The 25711-nt window shown below is 74.8% G+C and carries 27 protein-coding genes; 9 read left to right on the top strand and 18 right to left on the bottom strand.

What is annotated here, in order from left to right; all coding sequences use genetic code 11:
• The 4 genes from pheA to Q0963_RS05410 form a co-directional block, all read right to left on the bottom strand.
• Complete coding sequence (pheA, locus tag Q0963_RS05425) at positions 1-930, bottom strand: prephenate dehydratase (protein WP_299443792.1); 930 nt, start codon at positions 928-930, stop codon at positions 1-3.
• Positions 927-1352 (bottom strand): DUF4446 family protein, encoded by a 426-nt coding sequence (locus tag Q0963_RS05420; RefSeq protein WP_299443789.1) that lies wholly within the window; start codon positions 1350-1352, stop codon positions 927-929. Before Q0963_RS05420 ends, pheA begins: the two co-directional genes overlap by 4 nt.
• 61 nt (positions 1353-1413) lie before the next feature.
• Positions 1414-1920: a hypothetical protein gene (locus tag Q0963_RS05415; RefSeq protein WP_299443786.1), complete on the bottom strand. Its 507-nt coding sequence runs from the start codon at positions 1918-1920 to the stop codon at positions 1414-1416.
• Positions 1917-3191, bottom strand: a complete 1275-nt coding sequence (locus Q0963_RS05410; RefSeq protein ID WP_299443783.1) for a glycosyltransferase 87 family protein — start codon at positions 3189-3191, stop codon at positions 1917-1919. The genes Q0963_RS05415 and Q0963_RS05410 overlap by 4 nt, the downstream gene beginning before the upstream one ends.
• Before the next feature lie 36 nt (positions 3192-3227).
• On the opposite strand from Q0963_RS05410, the gene Q0963_RS05405 reads away from it, so the two are divergent.
• The gene (locus tag Q0963_RS05405) at positions 3228-5396 is read left to right on the top strand and encodes a hypothetical protein (RefSeq protein ID WP_299443780.1); all 2169 of its coding nucleotides are present in this window, start codon (positions 3228-3230) and stop codon (positions 5394-5396) included.
• Here the strand turns inward: Q0963_RS05405 and Q0963_RS05400 are convergent.
• From Q0963_RS05400 to Q0963_RS05375, 6 genes are all read right to left on the bottom strand, one after another.
• A complete protein-coding gene (locus Q0963_RS05400) occupies positions 5314-6849 on the bottom strand; it encodes a hypothetical protein (RefSeq protein ID WP_299443777.1) in 1536 nt (511 codons plus the stop codon). The genes Q0963_RS05405 and Q0963_RS05400 overlap by 83 nt on opposite strands.
• Positions 6846-7589, bottom strand: coding sequence for a glycosyltransferase (locus Q0963_RS05395; RefSeq protein ID WP_299443774.1), 744 nt, complete (start codon positions 7587-7589; stop codon positions 6846-6848). The genes Q0963_RS05400 and Q0963_RS05395 overlap by 4 nt, the downstream gene beginning before the upstream one ends.
• Positions 7589-8476, bottom strand: coding sequence for a DUF5926 family protein (locus tag Q0963_RS05390; RefSeq protein ID WP_299443771.1), 888 nt, complete (start codon positions 8474-8476; stop codon positions 7589-7591). The genes Q0963_RS05395 and Q0963_RS05390 overlap by 1 nt, the downstream gene beginning before the upstream one ends.
• A gap of 150 nt (positions 8477-8626) precedes the next feature.
• Positions 8627-9118: an ATP-binding protein gene (locus Q0963_RS05385; RefSeq protein WP_367180030.1), complete on the bottom strand. Its 492-nt coding sequence runs from the start codon at positions 9116-9118 to the stop codon at positions 8627-8629.
• Positions 9119-9127: 9 nt separating this feature from the next.
• A complete protein-coding gene (locus tag Q0963_RS05380; protein ID WP_299443768.1) occupies positions 9128-9952 on the bottom strand; it encodes a glycerophosphodiester phosphodiesterase family protein in 825 nt (274 codons plus the stop codon).
• A gap of 89 nt (positions 9953-10041) precedes the next feature.
• The gene (locus Q0963_RS05375) at positions 10042-10443 is read right to left on the bottom strand and encodes a rhodanese-like domain-containing protein (RefSeq protein WP_299443765.1); all 402 of its coding nucleotides are present in this window, start codon (positions 10441-10443) and stop codon (positions 10042-10044) included.
• Between the two features lie 137 nt (positions 10444-10580).
• Here Q0963_RS05375 and Q0963_RS05370 point away from each other — a divergent pair, with 137 nt between their 5' ends.
• Both Q0963_RS05370 and Q0963_RS05365 read left to right on the top strand, forming a co-directional pair.
• Positions 10581-11060 carry an RNA polymerase sigma factor gene (locus tag Q0963_RS05370; protein ID WP_299443761.1) on the top strand — a complete coding sequence of 160 codons (480 nt, stop codon included), beginning with the start codon at positions 10581-10583 and terminating at the stop codon, positions 11058-11060.
• Positions 11057-11638: a methylated-DNA--[protein]-cysteine S-methyltransferase gene (locus Q0963_RS05365; protein ID WP_299443758.1), complete on the top strand. Its 582-nt coding sequence runs from the start codon at positions 11057-11059 to the stop codon at positions 11636-11638. The genes Q0963_RS05370 and Q0963_RS05365 overlap by 4 nt, the downstream gene beginning before the upstream one ends.
• Before the next feature lie 28 nt (positions 11639-11666).
• Here the strand turns inward: Q0963_RS05365 and Q0963_RS05360 are convergent, their stop codons facing one another.
• Together Q0963_RS05360 and Q0963_RS05355 are read right to left on the bottom strand one after the other, a co-directional pair.
• On the bottom strand, positions 11667-12050 hold the full coding sequence (locus tag Q0963_RS05360) for a tetratricopeptide repeat protein (RefSeq protein ID WP_299443755.1): 384 nt from the start codon (positions 12048-12050) through the stop codon (positions 11667-11669).
• A 28-nt stretch (positions 12051-12078) separates the two neighbouring features.
• Entirely contained in the window at positions 12079-13710 is a 1632-nt protein-coding gene (locus Q0963_RS05355) for a cation:proton antiporter (RefSeq protein WP_299443752.1), read from the bottom strand.
• Positions 13711-13856: 146 nt separating this feature from the next.
• On the opposite strand from Q0963_RS05355, the gene Q0963_RS05350 reads away from it, so the two are divergent.
• Positions 13857-15320, top strand: a complete 1464-nt coding sequence (locus Q0963_RS05350) for an MFS transporter (protein ID WP_299443749.1) — start codon at positions 13857-13859, stop codon at positions 15318-15320.
• A 50-nt stretch (positions 15321-15370) separates the two neighbouring features.
• A complete protein-coding gene (locus Q0963_RS05345; protein ID WP_299443747.1) occupies positions 15371-16009 on the top strand; it encodes a TVP38/TMEM64 family protein in 639 nt (212 codons plus the stop codon).
• A gap of 82 nt (positions 16010-16091) precedes the next feature.
• Here the strand turns inward: Q0963_RS05345 and Q0963_RS05340 are convergent, their stop codons facing one another.
• Positions 16092-16808 (bottom strand): helix-turn-helix domain-containing protein, encoded by a 717-nt coding sequence (locus Q0963_RS05340; RefSeq protein WP_299443744.1) that lies wholly within the window; start codon positions 16806-16808, stop codon positions 16092-16094.
• A 167-nt stretch (positions 16809-16975) separates the two neighbouring features.
• On the opposite strand from Q0963_RS05340, the gene Q0963_RS05335 reads away from it, so the two are divergent.
• The gene (locus Q0963_RS05335; protein ID WP_299443741.1) at positions 16976-17803 is read left to right on the top strand and encodes a class I SAM-dependent methyltransferase; all 828 of its coding nucleotides are present in this window, start codon (positions 16976-16978) and stop codon (positions 17801-17803) included.
• Between the two features lie 132 nt (positions 17804-17935).
• Here Q0963_RS05335 and Q0963_RS05330 read toward each other — a convergent pair whose 3' ends face one another.
• Positions 17936-18904, bottom strand: coding sequence for a DUF808 domain-containing protein (locus Q0963_RS05330; RefSeq protein WP_299443738.1), 969 nt, complete (start codon positions 18902-18904; stop codon positions 17936-17938).
• 167 nt (positions 18905-19071) lie between these two features.
• A complete protein-coding gene (locus Q0963_RS05325; protein WP_299443735.1) occupies positions 19072-19368 on the bottom strand; it encodes a hypothetical protein in 297 nt (98 codons plus the stop codon).
• 157 nt (positions 19369-19525) lie between these two features.
• On the opposite strand from Q0963_RS05325, the gene Q0963_RS05320 reads away from it, so the two are divergent.
• The 3 genes from Q0963_RS05320 to Q0963_RS05310 all read left to right on the top strand — a co-directional run bounded on the left by Q0963_RS05320 (position 19526) and on the right by Q0963_RS05310 (position 22825).
• Positions 19526-20452: an NADP-dependent oxidoreductase gene (locus Q0963_RS05320; RefSeq protein ID WP_299443732.1), complete on the top strand. Its 927-nt coding sequence runs from the start codon at positions 19526-19528 to the stop codon at positions 20450-20452.
• A gap of 165 nt (positions 20453-20617) precedes the next feature.
• On the top strand, positions 20618-21421 hold the full coding sequence (locus Q0963_RS05315; protein ID WP_299443729.1) for a sigma-70 family RNA polymerase sigma factor: 804 nt from the start codon (positions 20618-20620) through the stop codon (positions 21419-21421).
• A gap of 54 nt (positions 21422-21475) precedes the next feature.
• The gene (locus Q0963_RS05310; protein WP_299443726.1) at positions 21476-22825 is read left to right on the top strand and encodes a serine hydrolase; all 1350 of its coding nucleotides are present in this window, start codon (positions 21476-21478) and stop codon (positions 22823-22825) included.
• Between the two features lie 9 nt (positions 22826-22834).
• Here the strand turns inward: Q0963_RS05310 and Q0963_RS05305 are convergent, their stop codons facing one another.
• Genes Q0963_RS05305 through Q0963_RS05295 form a run of 3 tightly spaced genes read right to left on the bottom strand, consistent with a single transcriptional unit; the run spans position 22835 to position 25638 of the window.
• Positions 22835-23482: a DUF2510 domain-containing protein gene (locus tag Q0963_RS05305; RefSeq protein ID WP_299443723.1), complete on the bottom strand. Its 648-nt coding sequence runs from the start codon at positions 23480-23482 to the stop codon at positions 22835-22837.
• Between the two features lie 48 nt (positions 23483-23530).
• Entirely contained in the window at positions 23531-24880 is a 1350-nt protein-coding gene (locus tag Q0963_RS05300; RefSeq protein ID WP_299443720.1) for a 6-phospho-beta-glucosidase, read from the bottom strand.
• Complete coding sequence (locus Q0963_RS05295; protein ID WP_299443717.1) at positions 24877-25638, bottom strand: DeoR/GlpR family DNA-binding transcription regulator; 762 nt, start codon at positions 25636-25638, stop codon at positions 24877-24879. Before Q0963_RS05295 ends, Q0963_RS05300 begins: the two co-directional genes overlap by 4 nt.
• Between the last annotated feature and the right edge of the window lie 73 nt (positions 25639-25711).

The following is a 25711-nucleotide window of genomic DNA, read 5'->3' as shown; positions in this document are numbered from 1 at the left end:
TCAGGCGCGGTCGCCCCGGATGTGGCCCAGCCAGTCACGGGCCGCCGTGAAGTCGGCATCGCTGGCCCGCGGCCCGACGGTCGCCCGGCGCCGGTCGGCGCGGGGGTAGGAGCCGAGGAAGCGCACCTCGGCGCAGACCCGCTTCAGCCCCATGAGCGCCTCGCCCAGCCGCTCGTCGCGGACGTGGCCCTCGACGTCGACCGAGAAGCAGTAGGCCCCCATCGACGCCTTCGTGGGACGGGACTCCAGCCGGGTCAGGTTGATGCCACGGGCCGCGAACTGCTCGAGCAGCTCGAGCAGGCCACCCGCGTGGTCGTCGCGCTGGTAGAGGACCACGGTCGTCTTGTCGGCCCCGGTGGGCTCGGGCATCGTGCCGGGCCGGGCGACGAGGACGAACCGCGTCACCGCCGCCTGCATGTCGCCGATCCCGGCGGCGAGCACCGCGAGGCCGTTGAGCGACGCGGCCGCGGGGGCGCAGACCGCGGCGTCGAACGGCTGGTCGCCCGTGGCGAGCGCTGCGGCCGCGGCCGCCGTCGACAAGGTCGGGACGTAGGCGGCGTCCGGCAGGTGCGCCCCCATCCAGCCCCGCACCTGCGCCCAGGCGTGCGAGTGCGTGCCGACGGCGCGGACCTCGGCCAGGCCCGTCCCGGGGGGAGCGGCCAGCACGAAGGTGATGGGCACCATGACCTCGGCGGTGACGAGGAGCGGGTCCCCGCTCGCGAGCGCGTCGAGCGTCGCCGACACCCCGCCCTCGACGGAGTTCTCGATCGGCACCATCGCGCCGTCGATCTCGCCGGCACGCAGCGCCGCCAGGGCGCCGTCGACCGAGCCGTAGGCGACCCGCTCGGCGTCGGCGGCGGGCGCCCACTGGTCGAGCGCCATCGACGTGAAGGTCCCCTCGGGGCCGAGGTAGCCGAACCGTGCGGTCACGAGGGGTCCTTCCCGGTGCGGGCGGCGGCCAGGGCCTGCTGCTCCTCGGGGGTGAGCGTGGCGTCGGACGCACCGGCGACCACGCCCTTGGCGTAGGTCCGGGACTCTCCCCGGGCATGGATGGAGCTGAGCACGAGGCCGTCACCGGAGTCGTCGACGACGGCGGCGCTGAAGCTGAGCCGGCCGCCCATGTCGGCGAAAGCGTCGTAGCGGACGACGGCGACGTGCTTGAGCGTCTGCGCCACCTCAGCCCGGAGTGCCGCGAGGTCGGCGTCCCCCGCCGGGCGGTGCTGCTCGAGCGCCGACAGCCGCCGCCCCAGCGCCGCGGTGCGGGCGAGGAGGACGACGACCACCCCGAGCGCCGCGAGCGCGAGCAGCCAGCCGCCGAGGACGGCGAGCTCGACCGGGAGCGGCAGGACCATGCCCCTCAGGCTAGGGCGGAGACCGCGGGCGCGCGCGGACGTTCCAGCATCGGCCGCCGCGTCAGCGTCGCAGCGACGCCCGCAGCCCGAGCACGCGCTTCTGCGTGTCGAACCCCCCGGACCGGACGTCGTCGACGAGTGCGCCCATCCGGTCCCGCGGGTCCTCGCCCGCCGGGAGCCGCTCCTCGAGCAGGACCCACTGGCCACGGGGGGCCCGGTGCGGGTCGGGAGCGACGACCCCGACCTTCCACCGCGTCGAACGCGCCCGCACCGCGGCCCGCTGGACCACGGCCGCCACCCGGTGCACCGCGTACGCCGCACCGATGGCGCCGAGGTTCACCAGCAGCTGCCACGCGCCGAGGTCGGGGCCGGCCGGGGCGTCCCGACCCACGACCACGACGGCGACGACACCCGCCGCGATGAGGGCCGTGGACAGCGCCACCGGACGGACCCGGAACGGCAGCCCGACCCGCTCGGCCACGACGACGAGGTCGACACCGGACCGCGAGCGGACCTCGACCTCGGCCCCGGCCGGGGTGTCCGGCAGCAGAATCCCGTCGGGCCTCACGGGGCGCGCCCCCCGAGCGCGGCGGACTGCGCGGCGGGGACGTGGGGGGCCACGTCCGCGGCGGCCGGGGGCCGCCGCGCGACCCACCACAGCAGGGCCAGGCACGCCAGGCCGCCGACCACGTCGGCGTTCTGGAGGACCCGGCCGGGCCACTCGGGCCAGTCCCGCTGGGCCAGCCAGTCGATACCCCACCACGGCAGCCGGAGGGTGAAGAAGACCGCGACGGCCACCCCGGCGACGAGCCGGCGGCGGTCGAGCCACGGGGCGGCGCCGAGCAGCGCGAGGATGACGACGACGACCCAGTGGTAGTGGTGCACCCACGCGACCGGCGAGAGCAGGCACGCGAGCAACCCGACGACCGCGACCTCCGCGACGGAGTCGCCGCGCTCGTACATCCGCCGCGCCAGCGCGAACCCGAGCACCGCGACGACCCCGACGAGGGCCAGCCAGGCGAGCGTCCCCCCGGTGCCGTCCAGCCCCATCCGCAGCAGCAGGCCGCGCATCGACTGGTTCGAGGTGCCCGCGTTCGGACCCAGCCGGTCGCTGTCGCGCAGCGCACCCGTCCAGAACGCCCACGACGCCTGGGGCAGCACGAGGGCCGCGCCGACGGTCACCGCAGCGGCCGTGCCGACGGCGGTCGCGGCCTCCCGCCAGCGGCGGGTCACGAGGAAGTGCACGACGAAGACGCCCGGGGTCAGCTTGACGGCCATCGCGAGCCCGACGAGCGCGCCCCGGGGCAGCCACCGGGCCAGGCCCGGCCGCGGCTCGCGGAGGTCCATGAGGCACGCCAGGACGATGAACGCGTTGACCTGGCCGAACCGGATGCCGTCACCCACCGGGTGGAGCCACAGCATCGGCGCCGTGAGCGCCGCGAGGGCCAGAGGCAGCCACGGCCCCGTCGGGCGCAGGATCCGCCACCCGGCGTAGTACGTGGTCATCGTCGTCGCGAGCACCTGCATCGCCGTCCACAGCCAGCCGACGACCCCGAACGGCAGGAGCGCGAGCGGCACGGCGAGCAGCGCCGCGAACGGCGGGTACGTGAAGGGCAGCAGCTGCGGCGCCTCGGTGAGCGTCTCGTACACCGGGCGGCCGGTGAGGATCGAGACCCCGGCGTCCCGGTACACGTCGACGTCGACCTGCCACTGGTCCAGCGGCCAGAACACGAGGTAGCGCAGGGCGACCGGGCTCGCCGCGGCCGCGATGAGCACCACCGCGAGCACCCACCGGTGCCGGGGCACGGCGCGACGGCGCGTCGAGGTCGGGGTGCTCACCGGACCATTGTCACAGCGTTGCGTAGCCTGTCCCGCGTGACCCGCAGAGCCCTCGCCGTTGCGCTGGCCCTCGTTGCCGCGCTCGCCGGGGCCGGGGTCGGCCTCGCGCGCTCGGATGCGGCCGTCGCCCAGGACCGCACCGGCGCGGTCGTGCTCATCGGCACCGGCGGCATCAGCTGGTCCGACATCGACGAGGAGACGACGCCCAACCTGTGGCTCCTGCTGCGGGACGGCTCCTCCGCCGCCATGTCGGTGCGCTCCGTCGCCGCCAACACCTGCCCGGCCGACGGGTGGCTGGGGCTCTCGGCGGGGTCCCGTGCCGGCGCGCCCCGCGACGGCGCCGCCGCCGACCCGGCCGACCGGCCGTGCCCGGGCCCCCCCACCGTCGTCGGCGACCGCGTCACCGAGTGGCCGACGTACGTCGCGGCCGCGGACGCCACCGCGTTCGACACCCGCCTCGGCCTGCTCGGGCAGCAGGTCGCGGACTCCGGGATGTGCCTGCGCTCCCTCGGCCGGTACGCCGCCGCCGGAGCGGCGCTGCCCGACGGGACGGTGGGGATGTGGAGCGAGCTCGACCCCGAGAACCTCCTCGTCGACCTCAACGCCTGCCCGGTCACCCTCGTCGACGTCGGCTCCGTGCGCGACCCGGACGACCTCCCCGAGGGCGAGCTCGGCTCCGGCTCCCGTGCCGAGCAGATCCGCGAGATCGACCAGCGGATCGGCGCGGTCGTCGACGCCGGACCCAACGGTGCCGACTTCATCGTCGCGAGCCTCGCCGACGCCGGGCGGTCCGAGCGGCTCCGCATGGTCCTCGCCCGCGGGCCGAGCTTCGGCCCGGGGATGCTCGTCTCGGAATCCACCCGGCAGGTCGGGCTCGCCCAGGCGGCGGACGTCACGGCGACCGTCCTCTCCTGCGTCGGGATGGCGGTGCCGGACGCGGTCCAGGGCTCCACCCTGACCACCGACCCGGCGCCGGACAACTCCGAGCGGCGGGCGCTGGAGCGGGTCCAGACCCTGCGTGACCTCGACGAGGCGAGCCACGACGTCCACGGTCTCGTCGAGCCGTTCTTCCAGGTCTTCGCGTACGGCCAGCTCGCCGTGTACCTGCTCGTCCTCCTCGTGTGGAAGGGCCGGATCGGGTCGGAGGCCACCCGCACGACGGTGCTCGGCCGGGTCCGGACGCTGTCGGTCGCCGCGGCGGCCGTGCCGGTCTCGACGTTCCTCGCCAACCTCGTGCCGTGGTGGCGCTTCCCGGTCGAGATGGTCGCGCTCGTCGCGGTCGTCCTCGGGTTCGTCGCGCTCATCGCGGCCGCCGCGCTCCGCGGCCCGTGGCGGCACTGGGCGCTGGGGCCGATGGCGTTCGTGTCGGCGGTGACGATGCTCGTCCTCGCGACCGACGTCATCACCGGCTCGCGGCTCCAGCTGTCCTCCCTCATGGGGCTCCAGCCCGTCGTGGGCGGCCGGTACTACGGCATGGGCAACCCGACGTTCGCCCTGTTCGCCACGGCGACCCTCCTGCTCGCCACCGCCGTGTCGTCGGCGCTCGTGGTCCGCGGGCAGCGCCAGGCCGCCGCGATCGCCGTCGGCGTGCTGGGGTTCGTCGCGCTCGTCGTCGACGCGGCGCCCTTCTGGGGCGCGGACGGGGGCGGCCCACCGGCGCTGCTGCCCGCCGTCGTCGTCTTCGTCCTCGCGATCCTCGGGCTGCGGCTCACCGTCAAGCGCGGGCTGGTGCTCGCGGCCGCGGTCGTCGTCGTCTTCTTCGCCGTCTCGGGCCTCGACTGGCTCCGGGCGCCCGGCTCCCGCAGCCACCTGGGGCGCTTCATCCAGGCGCTCATCGACGGCACCGCCGACGACATCGTCGTGCGCAAGGCGGAGCAGAACCTGGAGCTCATCCGCGACACGGCCCCGCTGAGCCTGCTCGTCCCGCTCGCCCTTCTCGTGCTCGCCGTCGTCCTCGCACGCCCCACGTCCTGGGGCTCGCGCGCGCTGCAGCGTTCCTACGCGGTGGCGCCGACGCTGCGGGCCGGGCTCGTCGCCTTGCTGCTGTGCCTGGCCATCGGGTTCGCGCTCAACGACTCCGGGGTCGCCATCCCCGCCGTCGGCGCGACCCTCGCGGTGCCGCTCATCGTGTCGGTGACCGTCGGGGTCGTCCTCGAGGAGGCGCGGGCACAGTCCGGGACGCGCGCCGGGCGCCGACGACGCTGACGAGCGCCAGCCACAGGGCGAGGACGAGCCAGGGCGCCACCTCGCGCCGGAAGCCGAGGGTCAGCGCCTCCACCCCCGGGGTCATGCCGAGCACCCGGCCCGGGACGTAGGCCACCGCCGCGACGGTGAGCCGCGCCAGGGCGAGGAGGTCGACGCGGCCGGGCACCACCGCGGGCAGCGCGGCCCAGACGAGGGCGTCGTACCACGGCAGGGAGTAGGGCGCCGCGAGGACGTAGGCCAGCTGCAGCCCGGCGAGCACCCACAGCGCCGTCGCGGCCCAGCCCGCGGGCCGGCCGGACCCGGAGCCGACGGCGCGGGTGGCCCGCAGCAGGACGACGGCGAAGACCAGCGCGAGCGCCGCTGCCGCCACCGAGACGACGGTGCGCGCGTCGGCGTCGCCGAGCTCGGGGCGCAGAGCCTCCAGCAGCGGGCGCCACGGCGTCGCCAGGCTCACCGCCTGCCGCGAGCGGGCGAGCTGGTCGTACACGTGGGCCCCGGCCCACAGCTGCAGCGCGCCGGCGACGACGACGAACCCGACGACCAGGAGGGCGATCCGGGTGAGCGCGTCCCGGGCGGCGCGGGCGCCGTCGCCGCGGACGAGCCACGCCGCGGCGGCGAAGGCCAGGAGCCCGATCGAGTACGTGGCCTTGGTCGACGCGGCCAGCCCGAGCGCCGCCCCGGCGGCGGCAGCGCCCTGGGGGCCGGCGAGCCGCACCCCGAGGGCCACGGCCGCCACGACGAGCCCGACGGCGACGACGTCGACGTGCGCCCCGAGCACCCCGACGCCGACGACGAGCGGGTTGAGGGTCCAGGCGACGTCGACCCGACCGTGCTGCTCCACGGGCAGGGCCAGGCGCAGGGCGGCCCGCGTCCCGACCCACGCGAGGACGACGAGCACCTGCCACGCCCAGACCTCCTGGCGCAGGGAGTCGCCCCCGGCCCAGGCCGACAGGCCGTGCAGCAGGGTGGCGAACGGCCCGTAGACGCTGGGCTCCTCGGTCCAGGGCGCCTCGACCCGGCTCGTCACCGGGTCGGCCCCGCCGCCCCACTCGACCGGCGACTCGACCCAGGGGTTCCCGCCGGTGACGAGGATCCGGCCGTACGCGACGTAGCTGACGTGGTCCGCCGAGCCGAACGGCGCGGTCAGCAGCGCCGCGGCTCCCACGCCGAGCGGCACGAGCCGGCTGCGCAGCGCGGGGACGGCACCGCGCAGCCCGAGCCACACCGCGACGGCGCCCAGGCCGTAGGCGCCCCAGAGGACGGCGGTGACGGCCGCGGGGTCGAGGCTGACCGGCAGGAGCGGCCCGGGAGCCCAGCCGCGTGGCAGCAGGTCGGGCTGGGCGGCGTTGGGCCGGCTGAGGCCGACGAGGAGGAGCAGCGCGACCGAGACCGCGAGCAGGGCGCGCCGGGCCGTCTCGGGTCCCCCGACGCGATGCGACGGGTCCGCCGTCACCCCCGCTGCCACGGCCGCCAGCCGCGCCGGACGAGCGCCAGCCAGACGTCGCGGTACTGCGCGGCTCGGTGCAGCTGGCCCCGCCAGTCCGACCCGCTCACCCGGTGCTGCAGGTCGCACGGCACCTCACGCACGACGAGCCCGGCCCGCAGCACGTCGACGGTGAGCGCGGTCTCGACGCCCCAGCCGCGGGCCAGCGGGGTCGCCGCGTCGTAGGCCGCCGGCGAGAGGCAGCGCATCCCGGACAGCGGCTGGACCGGGCGGAACCCGGTGAGCCGCTCGATCCCGTCGCGGGCCAGGCCGACGACGAGCCCCCGCCCGCCGCCCGCGGTGATCTGCGCGGGCAGGGTCGCGATGGTCATCGCCGCGTCGCCCGTGAGGACGGCCTCGGTGAGGACCCCGAGGTTCGCGGCGGTCTCGCGCAGGTCGCCGTCGACGAACAGGAGGGCGGCCGGCCAGGCGGCGTCGGGGTCGTCGGCGGCGGCGGCCCGCTCCAGCTCGCGCACCCGGGCCACCCCGGTCTCGAGGGCGGCGGCCTTGCCGCGGTTCTGCTCGTGCCGGACGACGGAGGCCCCGGCGGCCTCGGCCACGGCGGCGGTGTCGTCGGTGCTGCCGTCGTCGACGACGACGACCCGGCCCACCTGCGGCAGCGCGCGGACGGCGGCCACCGTGTCCGCGATGCGCTCGGCCTCGTCCTTGCAGGGGACGACGACGGCCACCCGCGCGGCCATCGAGCTCATCAGCGGAGGGTGACCTGGCGGCTCAGGAGCCCCGAGCGGGCGCGGCGCTCGTCGGGAGTGAGCGCGGCGTCCCCGGCGAGCGCTGCGGCGTAGCGCGTGCCCCAGGCCGCGAGCTCGTCCTCGTAGTCGGAGGGCTCGCGCTCGGGGTCGAGGTCCCAGACGGGCACGAGCAGCCCGCAGGCCCGGAAGGCCCCGAGGAGGCGGGTGTCCTCGCCGAGGCCGTCCTCGCCGGCGGCATGGAGCCGGGCGAGGGCGTCGGTGGCGGCGTCCTCGTCGTCGGGCAGGACGACGCGGATGTGGGCGCGGTCGCCGATCCGGACCCAGTAGGCCGACGGCAGGCTCGTCATCGCGACGGTCGGGACGACGGTCTCGTTGGCGCGCTCGAGGGAGGCCTTGGCGTCGCCCTCGAGGTCCTGGTCCTCGACCCAGAAGTCGAAGCCCTCGTGGACGGTGACCTCGAACGAGGTGTCGTCGGCGAGGACGTCCTGGAGCCGGGGGCTGTCGGCCGTGACAGGGGGCGTCGCGGTGACGGGGTGCCCCTGCTCGGCGGCGAGCGCGGCGAGGAGCTGGGCCGCCAGGTCGCGGGAGGCGTCACCGCTGGAGCTGCCGGACTGGGTGCCGATCAGGACGGTGCCGTCGGTGCGGTGCAGCCCGGGCCACGCGAGCGGCAGGACGGTGGCGACGGTGGCCTCGGCGGGCGCGCCCTCCGGGACGTGGGCCGGCTTGACGGTGACGACGGCGGTGGCCGCGGGGATGATCTCGCGCATCGCGACCCAGTCGGTCTCGTTCGGCAGGCCCGCGAACGGGCGCCGCTCGAACGGCGCCGGCTTCGGGGCCGCGGGACGGGAGGCGCGGTCTGCGCGCTGACGACGAGATGCCTTGCCCATGCGCGTCACCCTAATGCCCGGCGGGCGTGCGGCGGACCGGCGCCCCGCTCGAAGCGCACGCCGCGCGACACCCCGTTTCGTCAGCGCTGCACGACGTCCGAATCCCCGGCGCACTGACATTCCGGGGTGACCCCGAAATGTCGAGGCGGGTCAGGTGGCGCGGCGGCGGCTGGGCCCGCCGAGGGTGGCCCACACGACGTTGCCGGTGCGGTCCTCGGTGACGCCCCACTCGTGGGCCAGCGACCGGACGATCCGCAGCCCGCGGCCCGACGACAGCCACACCGTGCGCGGCGCAGGCTTCGGGACGGTGGCGCCGCCCCCGTCGGTGACCTCCACCTCGACGACCTCGGCGCGGATCTTCCACCGGACCCGGATCGTGCCGTCCGACAGCGGACGCGCGTGCCGGACCGCGTTGGTCAGCAGCTCGGAGGCGACCATCTCGGCCTCGCCGACGATCTCCTCGTCGAGGTCCCGGTTCAGGAGGTCCTGGACGATCTCGTGCCGCACGATCCGGACGGACGCCGGGTCGGCCGGGACGCGCATCGTGCAGATGACGCTGTCGGCGCCGGGCCCCGCGGACTCGGTGACGGCCAGACCGTCATCGCCCATCCGGGTGGAGGAAACTACGTCGTCCGAAGTCACGGCGTGACCCTACCTTCTGGCTCCCAGCCGGTCGATGGCCATGGCCGGGTGGTTCGTGATGACGACGTCGACGTCGAGATCGCTGCACAGGTCGAGGTCGGCGGGTTCGTCGACGGTCCACACGAACACGTTGTGACCCCGTGACCGGTACCGATGGACCAGGTGGGGTTTGCGGCGGACGAGCCGGATGTCCAGGCCCACCGCCCCGACGCCGCGCGGCAGGGTCCCGTCGAGGGGCTTGGCCGTCACCCGGTCCGCGATGAGCAGGACGAGCGGGACCTTCGGCGACAGCCGGTGCACCCGCGCCAACGCCCGGGCCGAGAACGACATGACCCGCACGTGCGGCCGCCCCGGGGTGTCACCGCGGTCGAGGTCGAAGTAGCGCAGCGCCTGGACGAGCGTCTTCTCGACGTCGTCGCCGTGCCGGGTGGGGTGCTTGGTCTCGATGAGGGTGACGACCTCCCGCCCGGTACCGACCAGGGTGTCGAGCAGCCGGCGCAGCGTGAGCAGCCGCCCCCGCTCCTCGTCCTGGTCGGGGGCCTCGTCGTCGCCGGCGGGGGTCTTCCAGGAGGCCCAGTCGAGCTCCTCGAGGCGGGACAGCTCGAGGGTCGAGACGAGGCCGGCACCGTTCGAGGTCCGGTCGACGCGCCGATCGTGGACGCAGACCAGATGATGGTCCGCCGTCAGACGGACATCGCACTCGACGCCGTCGGCGCCGTCCTCGAAGGCCTTCTCGTAGGCCCCGAGGGTGTGCTCCGGCCGGTCCGCGCTCGCCCCGCGGTGGGCAACGACGACGGGTCGCGTCCGGGTGGGCGTCTGCTGCTCGACGGTCACACCACTGATCCTCGCGTACCGACTCCCCGTGTGCGACCGCAACCCGCCGAAACCACCTCCGCAGCGGACCGCGGCCGGCGGGCCGGCTCTCAGGGAGTCGGGCCTCCGGCGAGGAGGCGCAGGGCCTGGAACCCGCCCACGACGTCGGTCGCCCTGCCGATGCCGAGCGTTCGCAGGGTCGCGGCGGCCAGGCTCGAGCTGTAGCCCTCGTTGCACACGATGATGACCCGGCAGTCGGAGCCGGTCATCTCGGCGACGTGGTGCGGGCTGGTGGGGTCGAGGCGCCACTCCAGGACGTTCCGGTCGATGACCAGGGCGCCCGGCAGCTCGCCGTCCCGTTGCCGCTGCTCGACGGGCCGGGTGTCCACGACCAGGGCCCCGGCCGCCATCTCGGCTGCGAGGTCCGTCGCCTGGACCCGGTCGAGACCCTGGCGGGCGACATCGACGAGCTCGTCGATCCCCGCGCGCCGCGTCGTGGCCTCTGCGGTCATGGCCGGAGGCTACGCCGCGGGCCGAGGCTGCGATATGGCCCCAACGGGTCATCCCGGGCCGCGCGCCGGTCCCGGGCCGCGCGTCGCCACCGACACCGCCGGACTCACACCCTGCGTCGCTCTACCGTTGGACCATCGTGAGCCTCCCACCGTTCCAGCACCTCGTCGACGACCACTGGCGTGACGTCGCGCGCCTCGCGCACGGGCTCGTCGGCCCGTCGTACGCCGAGGACGTCGCCCAGCAGGCGTGGACCCAGGCGCTCGCCGCGTACCCCCGGCTCACGCACGCCCGCAACCTCCGCTCGTGGCTTCTGACGATCACGCACCGATGTGCGATGGACCATCACCGCTCGGCCCGGCGCACGGTGCCCCACGACGACCCGCCCTCGCTCGCCGGGACGGCGACCGTCGACCACCCGGAGCCGCCGGACGGCGAGCTGTGGGCCCGGGTCGCGGCCCTCCCGGCCCGGCAGCGCGAGGCCGTCGTCCTGCGCTTCGTGGGCGACCTCGACCATCGCGCGATCGCCACCGCCCTCGGCACCACCCCCGGCATGAGCAGGCGTCTGGTCAGCGACGCTCTCGCCACCCTCCGGCTCGACATCGAGGACCCCTCATGAGCATCCCCAACCCGTTCACCGCCCTCGCCCCCAGGACCTCCCACCCGCCGGTGCTGCCTCCCACCGACGTCTCGTACGTCGTCGAGGACACCGCTGTGGGCCGGCTGCTGCTCGCCGTCCGCGCGGACCGCCGCGTCGTGACCTGCGCGTACGCGCCCGACGACGAGGCCGCGGGCCGCTGGCTGCAGCGGGTCGCGGACCGGGTGAGCCCGCGGGTGCTGCGCCGACCCGCTGACACCGACGCCCTCAGGCACGCGGTGGAGGACTATCTCGCCGGACGGACGCGCACGCTCGACGTCGTCCCGGACCTCGCCCTCGCCTCGGCCTTCCAGCGAGAGGTGCTGTCCGGCCTGGCCACGAGCGTCGGTTACGGGCAGCGGACGACGTACGCGTCGCTCGCGGGCCGGATCGGGCACCCGCGGGCCGCCCGCGCGGTGGGGACCGCGCTCGGCGGCAACCCGCTCTGCGTCGTCATCCCGTGCCACCGGGTGGTGCCGGCCACGGGTGGGATCGGGGGGTACGCCGGCGGCCCGGCGGCCAAGGAGCGCCTCCTGGCGCTCGAGGCCGCCGGCGGCTGAGCCGGACGGCGACCGGGGTGCGCGGCGGTCAGGCGTCGTCGTCGGGGTCGAGCAGGCGCCCCTCGTCGGGATAGCCGCCGAGCAGCTCGGCCATCGCCAGGTGCGGCTTGGCCTCGGCCGGCCGGCCCTGCCGCTGCAGCGTGCGCCCGAGCAGCAGGTTGGCGTAGGCCTCGTCGGGGTCGTCGACGAGGATCGCCCGGGTCACCCGCTCGGCCCGGCCGAGCTGCGCGGAGTGGTAGTACGAGCGGGCCAGCAGCAGCCGGAGCTCGGTCGTCCCGTGCAGCGGGGGCTCGAGCGCGCTGGCGTCGACGAGCGCCGACAGCTCCTCGGCGGCCGCCTGGTACTCGCCGTGCTCGAAGAGGCCCCGCGCCCTCTGGTAGCGCTCGGCCATCCCGGTCTCGGACGTGCTCATGGGACGCACAACACTGCTCGGGTGGGGGTCATTCCGGCGGCTCGTCCTGGGGCGCCCGCAGCGGGCCGGAGTCGGGCTTGCCCTTCGGCAGCCGGCGGCCGATCACCGCGGCCGCGCGGTCGGCGAGCTCGACGCCGGCACCGTCGTACAGCTGGAAGCCGGCGTGGGCGCCGCGCTCCAGTGCCGTCGCGAGGTCGTCGTCGTGCTGGGCGACGACCGCCACCGCCCCCTCGTACCCGTTGGTCCGGAGCTCGTCGAGCGCGTCGAGGTTGTTGCCGTGGAACGGCATCGAGAGGACGACCAGGGAGACGTCGCAGAACGGCCGGCTCGACCACAGCTCGGGGTCCGTCGCGTCGGCCTCGACGACGCGCAGGCCGTGGGCGGCGAGCCGTTCGCAGCGGTCCCGTGAGGTCTCGACGCCGACCACCTCCAGGCCGTAGCCGTGGCGCAGCCGCTCGTAGGCGGCGCGACCCACCCGCCCCATGCCGAGCACGACCGCGTCGGCCCCGGTGAGGTCGAGCGGCCGGTCCTCGGGGTGGGTCCGCTCGACCGACCGGTCCGGCAGCACCCCCCGCAGCGCCTCGGACAGGTACTCGGGGAAGCGCCCGGGCAGGGCCGCGACGACGAAGCTGGCCGCCACGGTGGTCGCGATGACGCGTACCCACTCCGGGTCGAGCATCCCGACGGGAGCGAGGGCCACGACGATGAGCCCGAACTCCGAGTAGTTGCCCAGGGTCGTCCCGGTGAGGATCGCCGTGCGCCGCCGGAGTCGGGCCAGCCACAACAGGACCGAGAAGCCCAGCGCCTTGAGCGGGAGGAGCAGCAGCAGCGCCAGGGCCACCCCGAGCTCGGTGGGGGTCGGCAGGCCACCCAGCCCGATGGAGACGAAGAACGCCACGAGCAGGAGGTCCTTGAGGGCGAAGATGCTCTTGGACAGCTCGTCCGCGACCGGGTGGCGCGCCAGCAGCATCCCGATGACGAGCGCGCCGAGGTCCCCCTTGACCCCCAGCGCCTCGAAGAGCGCGTACCCGGGGACGAGGGCGGCGACGACGCCGAAGAGAGCCAGCAGCTCGCCGTGCCCCACGACGGACAGCACCCGCCGCAGCACGACCGCGCCGGGGATGACGAGGACCAGCAGGACCGCCCACGGGCTGGGCGGTCGACCCTCCGCGGACGCGAGGAAGGCCACGGCGGCGACGTCCTGGACGACGAGGATGCCGATGGCCGTGCGGCCACCGAAGGAGCGGTTGGTGCCGCGCACCTCGAGCAGCTTGACGACGACGACGGTGCTCGAGAACGACAACGCGAAGCCGACGAGGAACCACGTCCTCGGAGCCGTCCCGGCCAGGCCCACCCCGAGGGCGCCGAGGGCACCGATGGCCCCGGCGATGACGGTCGTCGTGACGAGCATGTGCGCGGCCGCGGTGCCCCACACCTCGCGGCGGAGCAGGGTGCGCACATCCACCTTCAGGCCCACACCGAAGAGGAGGACGGTAACGCCGAGGTCGCCCACGAACTCGAGCGTCGGCTCCGCCTGGACGCCGGCGGCGCTGAGCACGAAGCCCGCGGCGAGGAACCCGACGAGCGGCGGCACGCGCACGGAGGAGGCGACGAGCCCGCCGACGAGCGCGGCGAGCAGGATCGTCGAGATGCCGTCCACCGTCCCTCCTGGGTCGACCGGGCCCCCATTGTCGCAGGCGCGGGCCGCCGGGGCACTGCTCGCCGGGGGCCTCGGGCACGCCTGCGGGCGGACACGGGGCCGACCCGGTCCCCCACGCAGGCGCCGTCTCGGGGGAGGATCGGTACGTGAGCGTTCCGCACCCCCCGACCCCGGAGCAGGAGCCCCGGCCGTCCCGGCCCGGGCGCCGCGGGCCGCGGGAGGGCCCGGCCCGGTTCGGGGCGTCGGCACGCAAGGTCGGCAAGGGCGGCGCTGCGTCGGCGCGTGCCGTGGGGCGCGGCGGGGCGGCGTCGGCGCGCGCCGTGGGCCGTGGCGGCCGGGCCGCGGGGCAGCACTTCCGTCGGTTCGCCTCGGCCGACGGGGCCGGTGACACCGGCCTCGCCCGGCTCACCGAGATGCACGCGGTCACCGTGGCCGGCGACGCGGCGGTCACCGTGTCGCTCGCGGGCACGATCTTCGCGATGCCCACCGACGAGGCCCGGGGGCGGGTCGCCCTGTTCCTCCTGCTCACGATGGCCCCGTTCGTGCTGCTCGCGCCGCTCATCGGCCCGCTGCTCGACCGGTTCCGGCACGGTCGCAGGTGGGCGCTCGGCACGACCCTGGCGCTGCGCGGCTTCCTCGCGTGGGTCCTCGCGTCCGCGGTCGTCGAGGACAGTGCGTGGCTGTTCCCCGCCGCGCTCGGCTGCCTCGTCGCGTCCCGCAGCTACACCGTGGCGCGCGCCGCGGCCGTGCCGCGCCTCCTGCCGCGCGACATCACGCTCGTCAGCGCCAATGCGCGGCTGAACATCTCGGGCATCGTCGGCATGACCCTGGGCGGCGGCCTGGCCGGGGCCGCCTCGCAGGTCGGCCCGGAGTGGTCGCTGCGCGTCGCGTTCGTCATCTTCGTCATCGCCACGGTCATGTCGATCCGGCTCCCCGACCGGGTCGACTCGACCCTCGGGGAGGTCGACGTCGACGGCACGCCGGTCGGGCGGGAGCCCCTGGACCAGCCCGAGCGCGGCGCGCGGCGCATGCGGGCCCTGCCGGTGCCGGTCCGCTACGTCCTGTGGCTGACGACCGGCGCTCGGCTCCTCAGCGGTTTCCTCACCCTGTTCCTGCTCTTCCTCATGCGTGAGCACCCGATCCCGGGGTGGAGCGGCCCGCTCGTGCTCGGCCTCGTCGTCGCGGCGGCCGGGGTGGGCAACGCCCTGGGTTCGCTCATCGGCAACCGCAAGGACAACCCGGCACCCGAGGCGATGGCGACGGTCATCGCGTTCGTCGCCGTCGCCGTCGTGATCGTCACCATCCTGCTCTACTCCGTGTGGACGCTCATCCTCGTCGGCCTGGCGGCGGGGGTGTACGGGCAGCTCGCCAAGCTGTGCCTCGACGCCCTCGTCCAGCGCGACGTCGCGGACATGACCCGGGCGCGGGTCTTCTCGTGGTCCGAGACGATCCTCCAGGCGTTCTGGGTGGTCGGGGGGACCATCGGGATCCTCGTGCCCCTGGAGCCGGCCCTCGGGTTCAGCATCATCACGCTCGTCATCGTCCTCGCCGGGCTCGTCGCGGTGCGCTCGCGCCGGCTCGGCGGGCCCCGACGCGTGCCGGTCGGATGACCGGGGCGGCCGGCCCGGCCCCGTCGGGGGACTCCGGGGCCGGTCCCGTGGTGCCCGGTCCGGGCCCGGACCGGGCACGGGTCGTGGCGGCCGTCCTCACCGCGCTCGTCGTCGGGTCCGTCATCGCGGTGCTCGTGGGCGGCGACCTCGACGAGGTCCAGCGCTTCGTCGCCTCGACCGGGGCGTGGGGTCCGCTGGTCTACGTCGCCGTGCACGTCGCGCTCACCCTCGTCCCGGTGCCGAAGAACCTGCTGGCGGGCATTGCAGGGGCGCTGTTCGGGGTGGCGGGCGGCATCGCGGCGTCCTGGACCGGGGCGATGCTCAGCGCCGTCGTGACGTTCTGGCTCGCGGGCCGGCTCGGCCGCCGCGCCGTCGCCGAGCTGACCGGGCCTCGGGTCGTCCGCGTCCAGGACCTGCTGCGCCGACGCGGTCTGCTCGCCGTCGTGCTCGCGCGCCTCACCCCGGTGGTGCCGTTCACGGTCATCAACTACGGCGCGGGGGTCAGCGCGGTCTCGTGGCGCGACTTCGTCCTCGGGACGGCTGTCGGGGTCGTCCCCGGGACGGTCGCCTACGTCGTCGTCGGGGCGTCGGTGAGCCAGGACGCGACGACCATCGGCCTCGCCCTGGCCGCCGGGGTGCTCCTCCTCGTCGCGACCGCCCTGCTCGCCCGCCGCCTCCGCCGCCACTGACCCCTGCCCGCCGCCCTCCTCCCCCCCGCTCTTTCCCGACTTTTAGGCCGGCGTCGGCGCGGCGCGCCGTTCCGACGGCGTGTCAGCGGACGCCGGCCTGAGAAGTGGGGAGAGGTTGGGGTCGCTCCGGACGCGGCACCCGGGCGAGGGTCGACTGACCGACCCAGGTCGGGACGGCGCGGGCCACGTCACGGGGGGCGTCGACGGTCACCAACGAGCGCCGCACCGCATCGGCCCAGGCCCGGTCCCCGCGCCAGATCTCGGTCATCGTCCGCAACGTCGTCGTCAGGCGGGCATCGACGTCGTACCCCGGGTCCTCGTCGCACACGTCCACGTCGTCCCCGCTGACCACGACCCACCACCGACGCGCCCGCGGCTCGATGTCGGTGTACGTGAACGACACGACGGTGCGGCGCCGTGGCCAGCTGCGGACCGGGATCGTGCGCTTGAGGTCCCACATGAGCAGGTGCGGGTCGAGATCCTCGTCCCCGAGCTCACCGACCCAGCGCACCCCCCACGCGCCGAGCGCGTCGACGACTCCGCGCAGCTCCTCGCCGCAATCGGTGAGCTCGTAGACCGGGCGCCCGCGGCGACTCACCCGTCGGAGGACACCGGCCCGTTCGAGCCGCCGCAGTCGCTTCGAGAGCAGCGTGGGCGACATCTTCGGTACGCCCCGTCGCAGGTCGCTGAAGTGCTGGCTCCCGCTGAGCAGCTCACGGACGATGAGAAGGGTCCAGCGCTCGTCGAGCACCTCCATCGCCTTGGCCACTGGGCAGAACTGCCCGTACGTCGATCCCATGACCCACCTCCGTGGCGCGCCGACAGGTCCCGGCGCCCTTCCCCAAGTCAACCGATGCCGGGTGGCACGCGCCAGTACACATCGTGGACCGTCGCCGGTCCAGATCCCGCACTCGACGCCGACGCGGCGGCGCGGGACGTTGGTGGCCCCACGAAAGGAGCATCACCATGACTGTCCACCACCCGGCCCCAGCACCGTCGGAGGTCAAGCAGCGCCACCGCGCCCTCTGGGCCCTCGGGGACTACGCCAGCGTCGCCGACGTCGTGATCCCCGGCCTCGGCGCGACCCTCGTCGAGGCCGGTGGAGTCCGCGCCCGCGAGCGCGTCCTCGACATCGCGGCCGGGTCCGGAAACGCCTCGCTGTGGGCGGCGCGCACGGGGGCGGACGTCACCGCGTCCGACCTGACCCCGGAGCTGCTCGAGGCCGGCAGGGCACGGGCCGAGGCGGAGGGACTGCACCTCCGCTGGGACGTGGCGGACGCCGAGGACCTGCCCTACGCCGATGCCGACTTCGACGTCGTCCTGTCCTGCGTCGGGGTGATGTTCGCCCCGATCCACGAGGCGGCGGCGGCAGAGCTCCTGCGCGTCTGTCGACCCGGCGGCCGGATCGCGCTGGCCAACTGGACCCCGGAGGGGTTCGTCGGGCGCCTCCTGGCGACGCTGAAGCCCTGGGCCGCGACGCCACCCCCCGGGGCGCAGCCACCCCCGCTGTGGGGCTCCGAACCGCACGTCCGCGCACTCTTGGGGGACGCCGTGACCGACCTACGCGCGGAGCGCCGAGAGGTCATCGTGGACGCCTTCGCCACCCCCGAGGAGTTCCGCCGCTTCTTCGTCGAGCGCTACGGGCCGACGCATGCGGCGCACCGGTCCGTCGCCCACGATCCGGCGCAGCAGGTGGCGCTCGAGACCGCGATGGATAGCCTCGCCGCCGACGCCGACGAGGGCGGAGGCACGATGCGCTGGGAGTACCTCCTCGTCACCGCGACCCGGACCTGACCGACCCCTCGCACTTCTCAGGCTGGCGTCGGCGCGGCGCGCCGTTTCGACGGCGTGTCAGCGGACGCCGGCCTGAAAAGTCGGGGAAACCGCGGGGGCGAGGGGCGGGTCAGAGGCGGCGGGATCGGTGGGTCAGTGGGCGGCGGGCTCGGTGTGGGCCGGCTCGTCGCCACCCCGCCGGGCGCGGCGCACGGCGGTGACGACGGCGACGACGACCGCGCCGACGAGGGCGCCGGCCACGGCCGACCCGATGGTGTTGACCACCCAGCCGAGGACCCCGCCGAGCGCACCGGTGGCGTCGTGGGCAGCCTCCTCGAGGAAGTGCACGACGGCGTACGGCCCGTGCCAGCCGAGGTCGTCGGCCCCGACGAGCAGGATGTGCCCACCGACCCAGAGCATCGCGACGATGCCGAGCGTCGAGAGCCCGGCGAGCACCTTGGGCATCGCCCGGACGATGGCCTCCCCCAGCCGCCGGGCGCCCTCGGACTCCCGCTCCGCCAGATGCAGCCCGATGTCGTCCATCTTCACGATGAGCCCGACGACCCCGTAGACGAGGATGGTGATGAAGAAGGCGACGACGACGAGGATCAGCGCCCGGGTCACGAACGGTTCGGAGGCCACGTCGTTGAGGGCGATGACCATGATCTCGGCGGACAGGATGAGGTCGGTGCGGATGGCCCCCGACACCATCGCCTTCTCCTGCTCGGGCCCGACCGCCACGACCGGCTCGGTGTGCGTCTCGTGGTGCGCGAGCTTCTCCCAGATCTTCTCGGCACCCTCGAAGGCGAGGTAGGTCCCGCCCAGCATGAGGATCGGCGTCAGCAGCCAGGGCAGGAACTGGCTGAGCAACAGGGCCAGCGGCAGGATGATGAGCAGCTTGTTGCGGATCGAGCCGATCGCGATCTTCTTGACGATGGGCAGCTCGCGGTCGGGCGTCACCCCTTCGACGTAGCGCGGAGTCACCGCGGTGTCGTCGACGACCACCCCCGCCGCCTTGGCACTCGCGCGCCCGGCCGCAGCCCCGACGTCGTCGACCGACGCGGCCGCGATCTTGGCGATCGCGGCGATGTCGTCGAGCAGGGCGACGAGCCCTCCGGCCATGGGTGCGGTCCTCTCGGTGCGTTCGGGACACCGAGCTGCTTCGGCGCTCCCGTGGAGGCAAACGCTATCGGGCCCCGGCGGTGACGACGGCCCGACGTCCGCCGAGGAATGCCGTCCCGGGTTCGTCGCGCGGCGCGAGATGGCCGCAGCCGGGCCGCCCCGGCCGGTCAGTCGACGAGGGCCTGCTCGTCCGCGGCGCTCGCAGCGGCGGCGGCCGTGGCGGCCGCGGCGACGTCGGCCAGCACCTCGTCGAGGGTCGCGTACTCGCGGGTGCGGGAGATCTTCGACAGGCGACACGCGAGCCGGGTGGGCTCGTGACGGCCGAGGCACGCAGCGATCAGGTCGTCCTGCCGGGTGGGGAAGGGGTGGTCGGCGAACGCGCGCCGTAGGTCGTCGAGATCTCTCTCCAGCGTCGGGTCCTCGGGCTGTTCGTCCGTCCCCCGGTCCTGCTGCACCATCGTCATCCCACCGGACCTCCTCGTCCGTCCGCCCGCGTCGGCGAGCGTCCACGACATTACCCCGACCACCCGACGGGCAAACGGGCTTCTCCGATTTCCGCAGGTCAGCGGGCCGCGCCGCCGCCCGCGGAATGTCGTGCCGCGTCCGGCCCTTGACCTGCACATGCGTGCATCCACCTACGACTCCTACGGAGACCTCGACTCCCTCCGCGTCCGCGACCTCCCGGACCCCAAGGTCGGCCCCGGCGAGGTCCTCGTCGAGGTGCGGCGCGCCGGCGTCAACCCTGTCGACTGGAAGGTGATGGCCGGCGGCCTCGACCCGATGCTGGAGGCGAGCTTCCCCGTCGTGCCCGGCTGGGACGTCGCCGGGGTCGTGCGCCAGGTCGGCCTGGACGCCCCGGAGGCCGCCGTCGGGGACGAGGTGCTCGCCTACGCGCGCAAGGACTGGGTGCACGGCGGGACCTTCGCCGAGCTCGTCACCGTCCCGGCCCGCGCCATCGCGCACAAGCCCGCGGGGCTCGGCTGGGACGAGGCGGGCGCCCTGCCCCTGGCCGGGCTCACCGCGCTGCGCACGCTGCGCCGCCTCGAGGTGGGCGCGGGCGACACCGTCCTCGTCCATGCCGCGGCGGGCGGGGTCGGGCTGTTCGCGGTGCAGATCGCCCGCGAGCTCGGGGCCCGGGTCATCGGGACGGCGTCCGAGGCCAACCACGCCCGGCTCCGCGAGCTGGGTGTCACACCCGTCACCTACGGCGAGGGCCTCCCCGCGCGGGTCCGCGACCACGCCCCCGACGGGGTCGACGCCGTCGCGGACTTCGTCGGCGGAGTCGTCGAGGACACTCTCGCCGTCCTGCGCCCCGGCGGCCGGCACGCCTCGGTGGCCGACCCGGCGGTGCTCGAGCACGGCGGCACGTCGGTCTGGGTCCGTCCGGACGGCGAGGCGCTCCGCTGGCTCGCCGAGCTCGCTGTCTCCGGTGCTCTCGTCGTCGACATCGCGGGCTTCTACGGGCTCGACGAGGTCGCCGAGGCGTTCCGCAGGAGCCAGGAGGGCCACGTGCGCGGCAAGCTCGTCGTCGTCGTGTCGCACGACTGAGGCCCGCGGTCGAACCGGACGCAGAGGCTCTGTCAAGCCTTGTCAATTGGTCTGCATCGATGCCGAATCGCGCGCCGTCTCGGCGGTAACGTCTCGAAACGGCCCTCCCCGGGGCCTGATGGTCGAGCAGCGTGCCATCCGTTTCGTCAACGAATCGGAGCCCGCATGCCTCCTGTCCACGCAGTCGCCGACAGCACCCAGCCCACGCTGGGCTCCACCCCCACTGTCCCCAGCGTCGAGGACCTGCTGACCGCCCTCGGTGACGCCACCTGCCCGACCGAGCAAGCGCGCATCGTCGACGAGGTCGTCCACGCCACCCTTCCCCTGGCCGACAGCCTCGCCGCGCGGTACGCCGGCCGGGGCATCGACAGCGAGGACCTCACCCAGGTGGCCCGCACGGCGCTCGTGGCTGCCGTCCACCGGTACCGGCCCGACGCCGGCCGGCCGTTCACGGCGTTCGCGGTGCCGACGATTCGTGGCGAGCTGAAGCGCCACTTCCGCGACGCCGGCTGGATGGTCCGGCCGCCGCGTGGGATGCAGGAGCTGCGCGCAGAGGTCGTCCGCGCCGAGGAGGACCTGCGCCACCACCTGGGCCGCAACCCTGAGCCCGCCGAGGTCGCCGAGGTCGTCGGGCGGAGCACCGCGGAGGTCTACGACGCTCGTGGCTGCGCCTCGGCCTTCTCGCCGGGCTCCCTCGACGCACCGACCCCGATGGGCGGCACCGTGGGGGACCTCCTCGCGGCCCCGGGCGACGCCGCGTCGGACATCGAGCTGCGGGCGGCGGTGCGGGCCGAGCTCGCGCGGCTGAGCCCCCGGGAGCGGCTCATCGTGTGCCTGCGCTTCGAGGACGAGCGCACCCAGAGCGAGATCGGGAAGGTCGTCGGGGTCAGCCAGATGCAGGTGTCCCGGCTGCTCGCGTCGATCCTGCGGCGCCTTCGGGACGGGCTCGACCCCGCCACCGCCGCCTGACCCGCCCGCGCGACCTGCGGCCCCCTGGGCTTCGCGCCGGGTAGCGTCGCGGCCATGCGTGTGGTTGGCCGCGTCCTCGTCCTCGTCCTCGTCCTCGCCGTGGGTGGGGCCGTCGCGGGCTACTGGTATGCCCGCCCGCTCGTCCACACCGGGACGGGGTACGCCGCGCACAACGCGTGCGCCGTCACCTTCATCGCGGGCCGGGACGACCCCGCGGCCGACCTGCCCCCCAACCCGCTCGTCCCCTACCTCACGGGCTACGAGAACAAGGCCGGCCGGTCCGCGACAGCGGCGACGCTGTGGCTCCTCGCCAAGCAGAAGGCCTACTACGCGCCGGGCTACGGCTGCACGGTGGCGGCCGAGCGCCCCGAGCTGGGCCGCGCGACCAAGGTCGAGAGCGACCCCAACCCGCTGAGCGACGCGCCCGCGCCGGAGCCGGACCCGGACGTCGACGCCGCCGTGGCGCGTGCCTTCGGGGACGACCGCACCGAGGGCGAGCGCGAGACCCTCGGCACCCGCGGCATCGTCGTGCTCCGCGACGGCAAGCTCCTCGCGGAGCGGTACGCCGACGGGTTCGACGCCCAGACCCCGCAGCTCGGCTGGTCGATGGCCAAGAGCGTGACCAACCTGATGGTCGGGCGGTACGTCCTGGACCGCGAGCTGTCGATCGAGGAGTCCGGGCTGCGGCCGGAGTGGACCGACGAGCGCAAGGACATCACCGTCGACCAGCTGATGCGGATGACGAGCGGGCTCTCCTGGGACGAGACCTACGACCTCGGCACCCCCATCACCCAGATGCTGTACGCCGAGCCGGACATGGCCGCGTACGCCGCGAGCCAGCCCATCGTCCACCAGCCCGGGACGTACCAGCAGTACTCGAGCGGCTCGACGAACATCCTCTGCTCCTGGGTCACCTCGCTCGCCGACGTCCCCGACACCGACTTCCCGCGCAGCGCCCTGTTCGCGCCCCTCGGCCTGTCGTCGGCCGTGTGGGAGCCGGACGCGGCCGGCCGCCCGGTGTGCAGCTCGTACCTGTGGGCGACGCCCCGGGACTGGGCCACGATCGGGCAGTTCGCCCTCCAGGACGGGGTGTGGAACAAGGAGCGGCTGCTGCCCGAGGGCTGGATGACGGAGTCGACGACGGCCACCCGCGTGGCCGAGAGCGAGGAGGAGGGCTACGCGGCCGGCTGGTGGGTCAACCGGCGCACCGACGGCAGCCTCGTCAACCCCGCCCTGCCCGAGGACGCGTACTGGGCGAGCGGCCACGACGGGCAGCGGCTGTACGTCGTGCCGTCGGCTCGCCTCGTCGTCGCCCGGCTCGGCTTCTCGCCGCGGGTCGAGGCGTCCGGTCTGCGCACCGACGAGCTCGTCCGCGACCTCGTCGCCCTCACCCCGCCCGAGTGAGGGTGGCCCTCAGAACGCGGAGGTGACCTCGACGTCGCCGTTCTCGTCGACGTCCCCGAACAGCGGGATGCACGAGACGTCGGAGGTCCCGCCGCCCTCGCCGGTGGCGCTGCAGACGGTGTCGACGGTGCCGCCGTCGGCGCCGGTGAACTGCATCGTGAAGAAGAGCGGCACCGCCTGACCGTCCGCGAAGGTGGCCTGCATCCCCTCGACGGAGCGACCGATGCCGCCGTTCTCCTCGAGGCTCCAGCCGTCCTCGACCCGGGCGCCGCCGACGTCGAAGCCGTCCCCGATGACCACGACGACGGTCGTGCCGGTGCCCTCCGGGATCTCGGTGGGGAAGCCCGTCGGCATGGAGGTGCGGACGTCGTCGACGGCCTCGTTGACCGAGCGGGCGAAGAAGAAGACACCGGCGATGGCGACGAGGATGGCGACCACGACGAGCACGACGACGGCGATGAGGCAGCCCTTGGCGCCACTGCTCATGCCCGTCTTCTGGGGCATCGGTGCCTGGCCTCCGGGCTGCGCGTAGCCGGCGTCGCCGTACGCGGGCACCGGTGCCGCCACGGGGTCCCGGAAGTGCTCGGTCCACTGCTGGCCGTCCCACCACCGCTCGCGGCCGTCGGGCTGCGGGTGCCATCCGGGGGGTGCGCTCATGGGTCCAGGCTAGGGCCGGGCGCGCCCGCGCGACAGGCCGACCGCGGTTCAGGCCCCGGTGGGACCGAAGACGGCGTCGACGGCGGGGATCCGGGCGCGGTACCCGGCGAGCAGCTCGCGAGCGACGGTGACCGAGTCGACGAGCGGGTGCAGCGCGAACGCCTCGACCGCTCGGCGGGGTGACCCGGTGAGCGAGGCCTCGATGACGAGCCGGTCGACCGCCTTGACCTGCTGCACGAGCCCCAGCGGATGCCCGAGCAGCGGGGAGGTCGGGACGGGGTGGGGCCCGTCGGCGTCGACCGTGCACGGGACCTCGACGACGGCGTCCGCGGGGAGCCCCGGCACCGTGGTGCCGTTGCGGACGTTGAGGATGAGCGAGGCCGGCTCCCCGCGCGAGATGGCGGCCATGATCGCGAGCGCGACGCCCTCGTAGCCGCCGCCCTGGACGTCGACCTCGGCGCGTTCCTCGTCCTGCCCGCGGGCTTCCTTCATGTACGTCGCGTTGCGCTCGAGCCGCACCCGGTCCCACTCGGCCAGCACCCCCGGCGCCCCGGCGCCGAGGCCGTCGTAGAAGCCCTGCTGCTGGTCGAGCAGGTACTCGCCGCGGGTCTGCGCCGCCGCGGTGATCGACCGGATCGCGTCGCGGGTGAAGTAGAAGTAGTAGAGGTACTCGTTCGGGAGCATGCCGAGGGTCCGCACCCAGTCGAGCCCGAACAGCTGGCCCTCCTCCATCGCCGCGAGCCCGGCGTCGTCGGCGAGGAGGTCCGGCAGGACGTCCCGTCCGTCGTGGTGCAGCCCCCGCAGCCAGCCGAGGTGGTTGAGGCCCACGTAGTCGACGGTCGTGGCGGCCGGGTCGAGCCCGAGGGTCGCGGCGGCCCGGCGCGCGAGGCCGATGGGGCTGTCGCAGATGCCGACGACCCGGTCGCCGAGCACCGCCTGCATCGCCTCGGTGATCATGCCCGCGGGGTTGGTGAAGTTGATGACCCAGGCGCCCGGTGCCAGCGCCGCGACGCGTTGCGCGACGTGCATCGCGACCGGCACGGTGCGCAGCCCGTAGGCGAGACCGCCGGGCCCGGTCGTCTCCTGGCCGAGCAGCCCGAGGTCGAGCGCGACGCGCTCGTCGGCGGTGCGCCCTTCGAGCCCGCCCACGCGGATCGCGGAGAAGACGAAGTCGCTGCCCTCGAGCGCGGTGTCGAGGTCGGTCGTCGCGTGGACCCGGGGCGGGTCGTCGTGCCCGGCGGCCATCTCGGTGAGGACCCGGGTGATGGTGGCGAGGCGCGCCTCGTCGACGTCGTGGAGCCAGACCTCGTCGACCCTGCTCTCGTGCCGGTCCCGCAGGAGGGCGCCGTAGACGAGCGGGGTCCGGAAGCCTCCCCCGCCGAGCATCGCGAGCCTCATCCGAGGATCACCTCGGTGCCCGCCGCACGGCACGCGGCGAGCGTCGCCGGGTCGGCTCCCTCGTTCGTCACGAGGACGTCGACGGCCCCCGCCTCGCAGACCCGCAGCGAGCCGGTGCCGGGCATCTTGTGCCGGTCGACGAGCAGGACCGCGGTGTCGGCCGCGCGCAGCAGCGCCCGCTTGACCGGCACCTCGACGGCGGTGGTGTCCAGCACGGTCCCGTCGGCGCGGACGCCGCTGGCGCCGAGGAAGACGTGGCTGCCGTGGACCTGGCGGGCGGCGTCCTCGGTGAGCGAGCCGACGAGCGAGTGGTAGGTCCGCCGGACGACGCCCCCGAGGAGGATCAGCTCGACGGCGTCGTCGTCGCGCAGCACGTCGAAGACGGCGAGACTGGCCGTCACGACGGTGATCGGGCGCCCCCGGAGCTCTTTCGCCAGCAGCATGGTCGTCGTCCCGATGTCGAGCACGACGCAGTCGCCGTCGCGCACCAGCGCCGCGCCCCGCCGCGCGACCACGGTCTTGTCCGCGGCATCGGTGGCGGCGACCTCCGCGAAGCCCCGGACGGCGTCGGCATCCGCGACGTCGGCAGGGATGGCACCCCCGTGCACCCGCCGCAGCGCCCCGAGCGTCTCGAGCTCGATGAGGTCGCGGCGCACGGTGGCGATGCTGACCCCGCACAGGCTCGCGAGCTCCTCGGTCGTGGCGGTGCCCTGGGCCTGGACACGGCCCACGATCGATCGCTGTCGGGCTACCCGCATGCCGACACCATACCGAGCATAATTCTTCAAAGCCTGATGGCTGTTGAATGTTTCTGTGCATCTATTGCTTGCT

The sequence above is a fragment of the uncultured Phycicoccus sp. genome (assembly GCF_947495705.1).
In the GTDB taxonomy this organism is placed as follows: domain Bacteria; phylum Actinomycetota; class Actinomycetes; order Actinomycetales; family Dermatophilaceae; genus Phycicoccus.
The sequence above is the reverse complement of the archived record's forward strand: the minus strand, read 5'-3'. Positions and strand labels throughout refer to the sequence as shown.

Bases quoted from the DNA above. Each gene is read 5' to 3' on its own strand.
- Q0963_RS05420 (WP_299443789.1), bottom strand. From the start codon at position 1,352: ATGGTCCTGCCGCTCCCGGTCGAGCTCGCCGTCCTCGGCGGCTGGCTG.
- Q0963_RS05395 (WP_299443774.1), bottom strand. From the start codon at position 7,589: ATGAGCTCGATGGCCGCGCGGGTGGCCGTCGTCGTCCCCTGCAAGGAC.
- Q0963_RS05390 (WP_299443771.1), bottom strand. From the start codon at position 8,476: ATGGGCAAGGCATCTCGTCGTCAGCGCGCAGACCGCGCCTCCCGTCCC.
- Q0963_RS05375 (WP_299443765.1), bottom strand. From the start codon at position 10,443: ATGACCGCAGAGGCCACGACGCGGCGCGCGGGGATCGACGAGCTCGTC.
- Q0963_RS05365 (WP_299443758.1), top strand. From the start codon at position 11,057: ATGAGCATCCCCAACCCGTTCACCGCCCTCGCCCCCAGGACCTCCCAC.
- Q0963_RS05360 (WP_299443755.1), bottom strand. From the start codon at position 12,050: ATGAGCACGTCCGAGACCGGGATGGCCGAGCGCTACCAGAGGGCGCGG.
- Q0963_RS05340 (WP_299443744.1), bottom strand. From the start codon at position 16,808: ATGGGATCGACGTACGGGCAGTTCTGCCCAGTGGCCAAGGCGATGGAG.
- Q0963_RS05335 (WP_299443741.1), top strand. From the start codon at position 16,976: ATGACTGTCCACCACCCGGCCCCAGCACCGTCGGAGGTCAAGCAGCGC.
- Q0963_RS05330 (WP_299443738.1), bottom strand. From the start codon at position 18,904: ATGGCCGGAGGGCTCGTCGCCCTGCTCGACGACATCGCCGCGATCGCC.
- Q0963_RS05325 (WP_299443735.1), bottom strand. From the start codon at position 19,368: ATGACGATGGTGCAGCAGGACCGGGGGACGGACGAACAGCCCGAGGAC.
- Q0963_RS05320 (WP_299443732.1), top strand. From the start codon at position 19,526: ATGCGTGCATCCACCTACGACTCCTACGGAGACCTCGACTCCCTCCGC.
- Q0963_RS05315 (WP_299443729.1), top strand. From the start codon at position 20,618: ATGCCTCCTGTCCACGCAGTCGCCGACAGCACCCAGCCCACGCTGGGC.
- Q0963_RS05310 (WP_299443726.1), top strand. From the start codon at position 21,476: ATGCGTGTGGTTGGCCGCGTCCTCGTCCTCGTCCTCGTCCTCGCCGTG.
- Q0963_RS05305 (WP_299443723.1), bottom strand. From the start codon at position 23,482: ATGAGCGCACCCCCCGGATGGCACCCGCAGCCCGACGGCCGCGAGCGG.
- Q0963_RS05300 (WP_299443720.1), bottom strand. From the start codon at position 24,880: ATGAGGCTCGCGATGCTCGGCGGGGGAGGCTTCCGGACCCCGCTCGTC.
- Q0963_RS05295 (WP_299443717.1), bottom strand. From the start codon at position 25,638: ATGCGGGTAGCCCGACAGCGATCGATCGTGGGCCGTGTCCAGGCCCAG.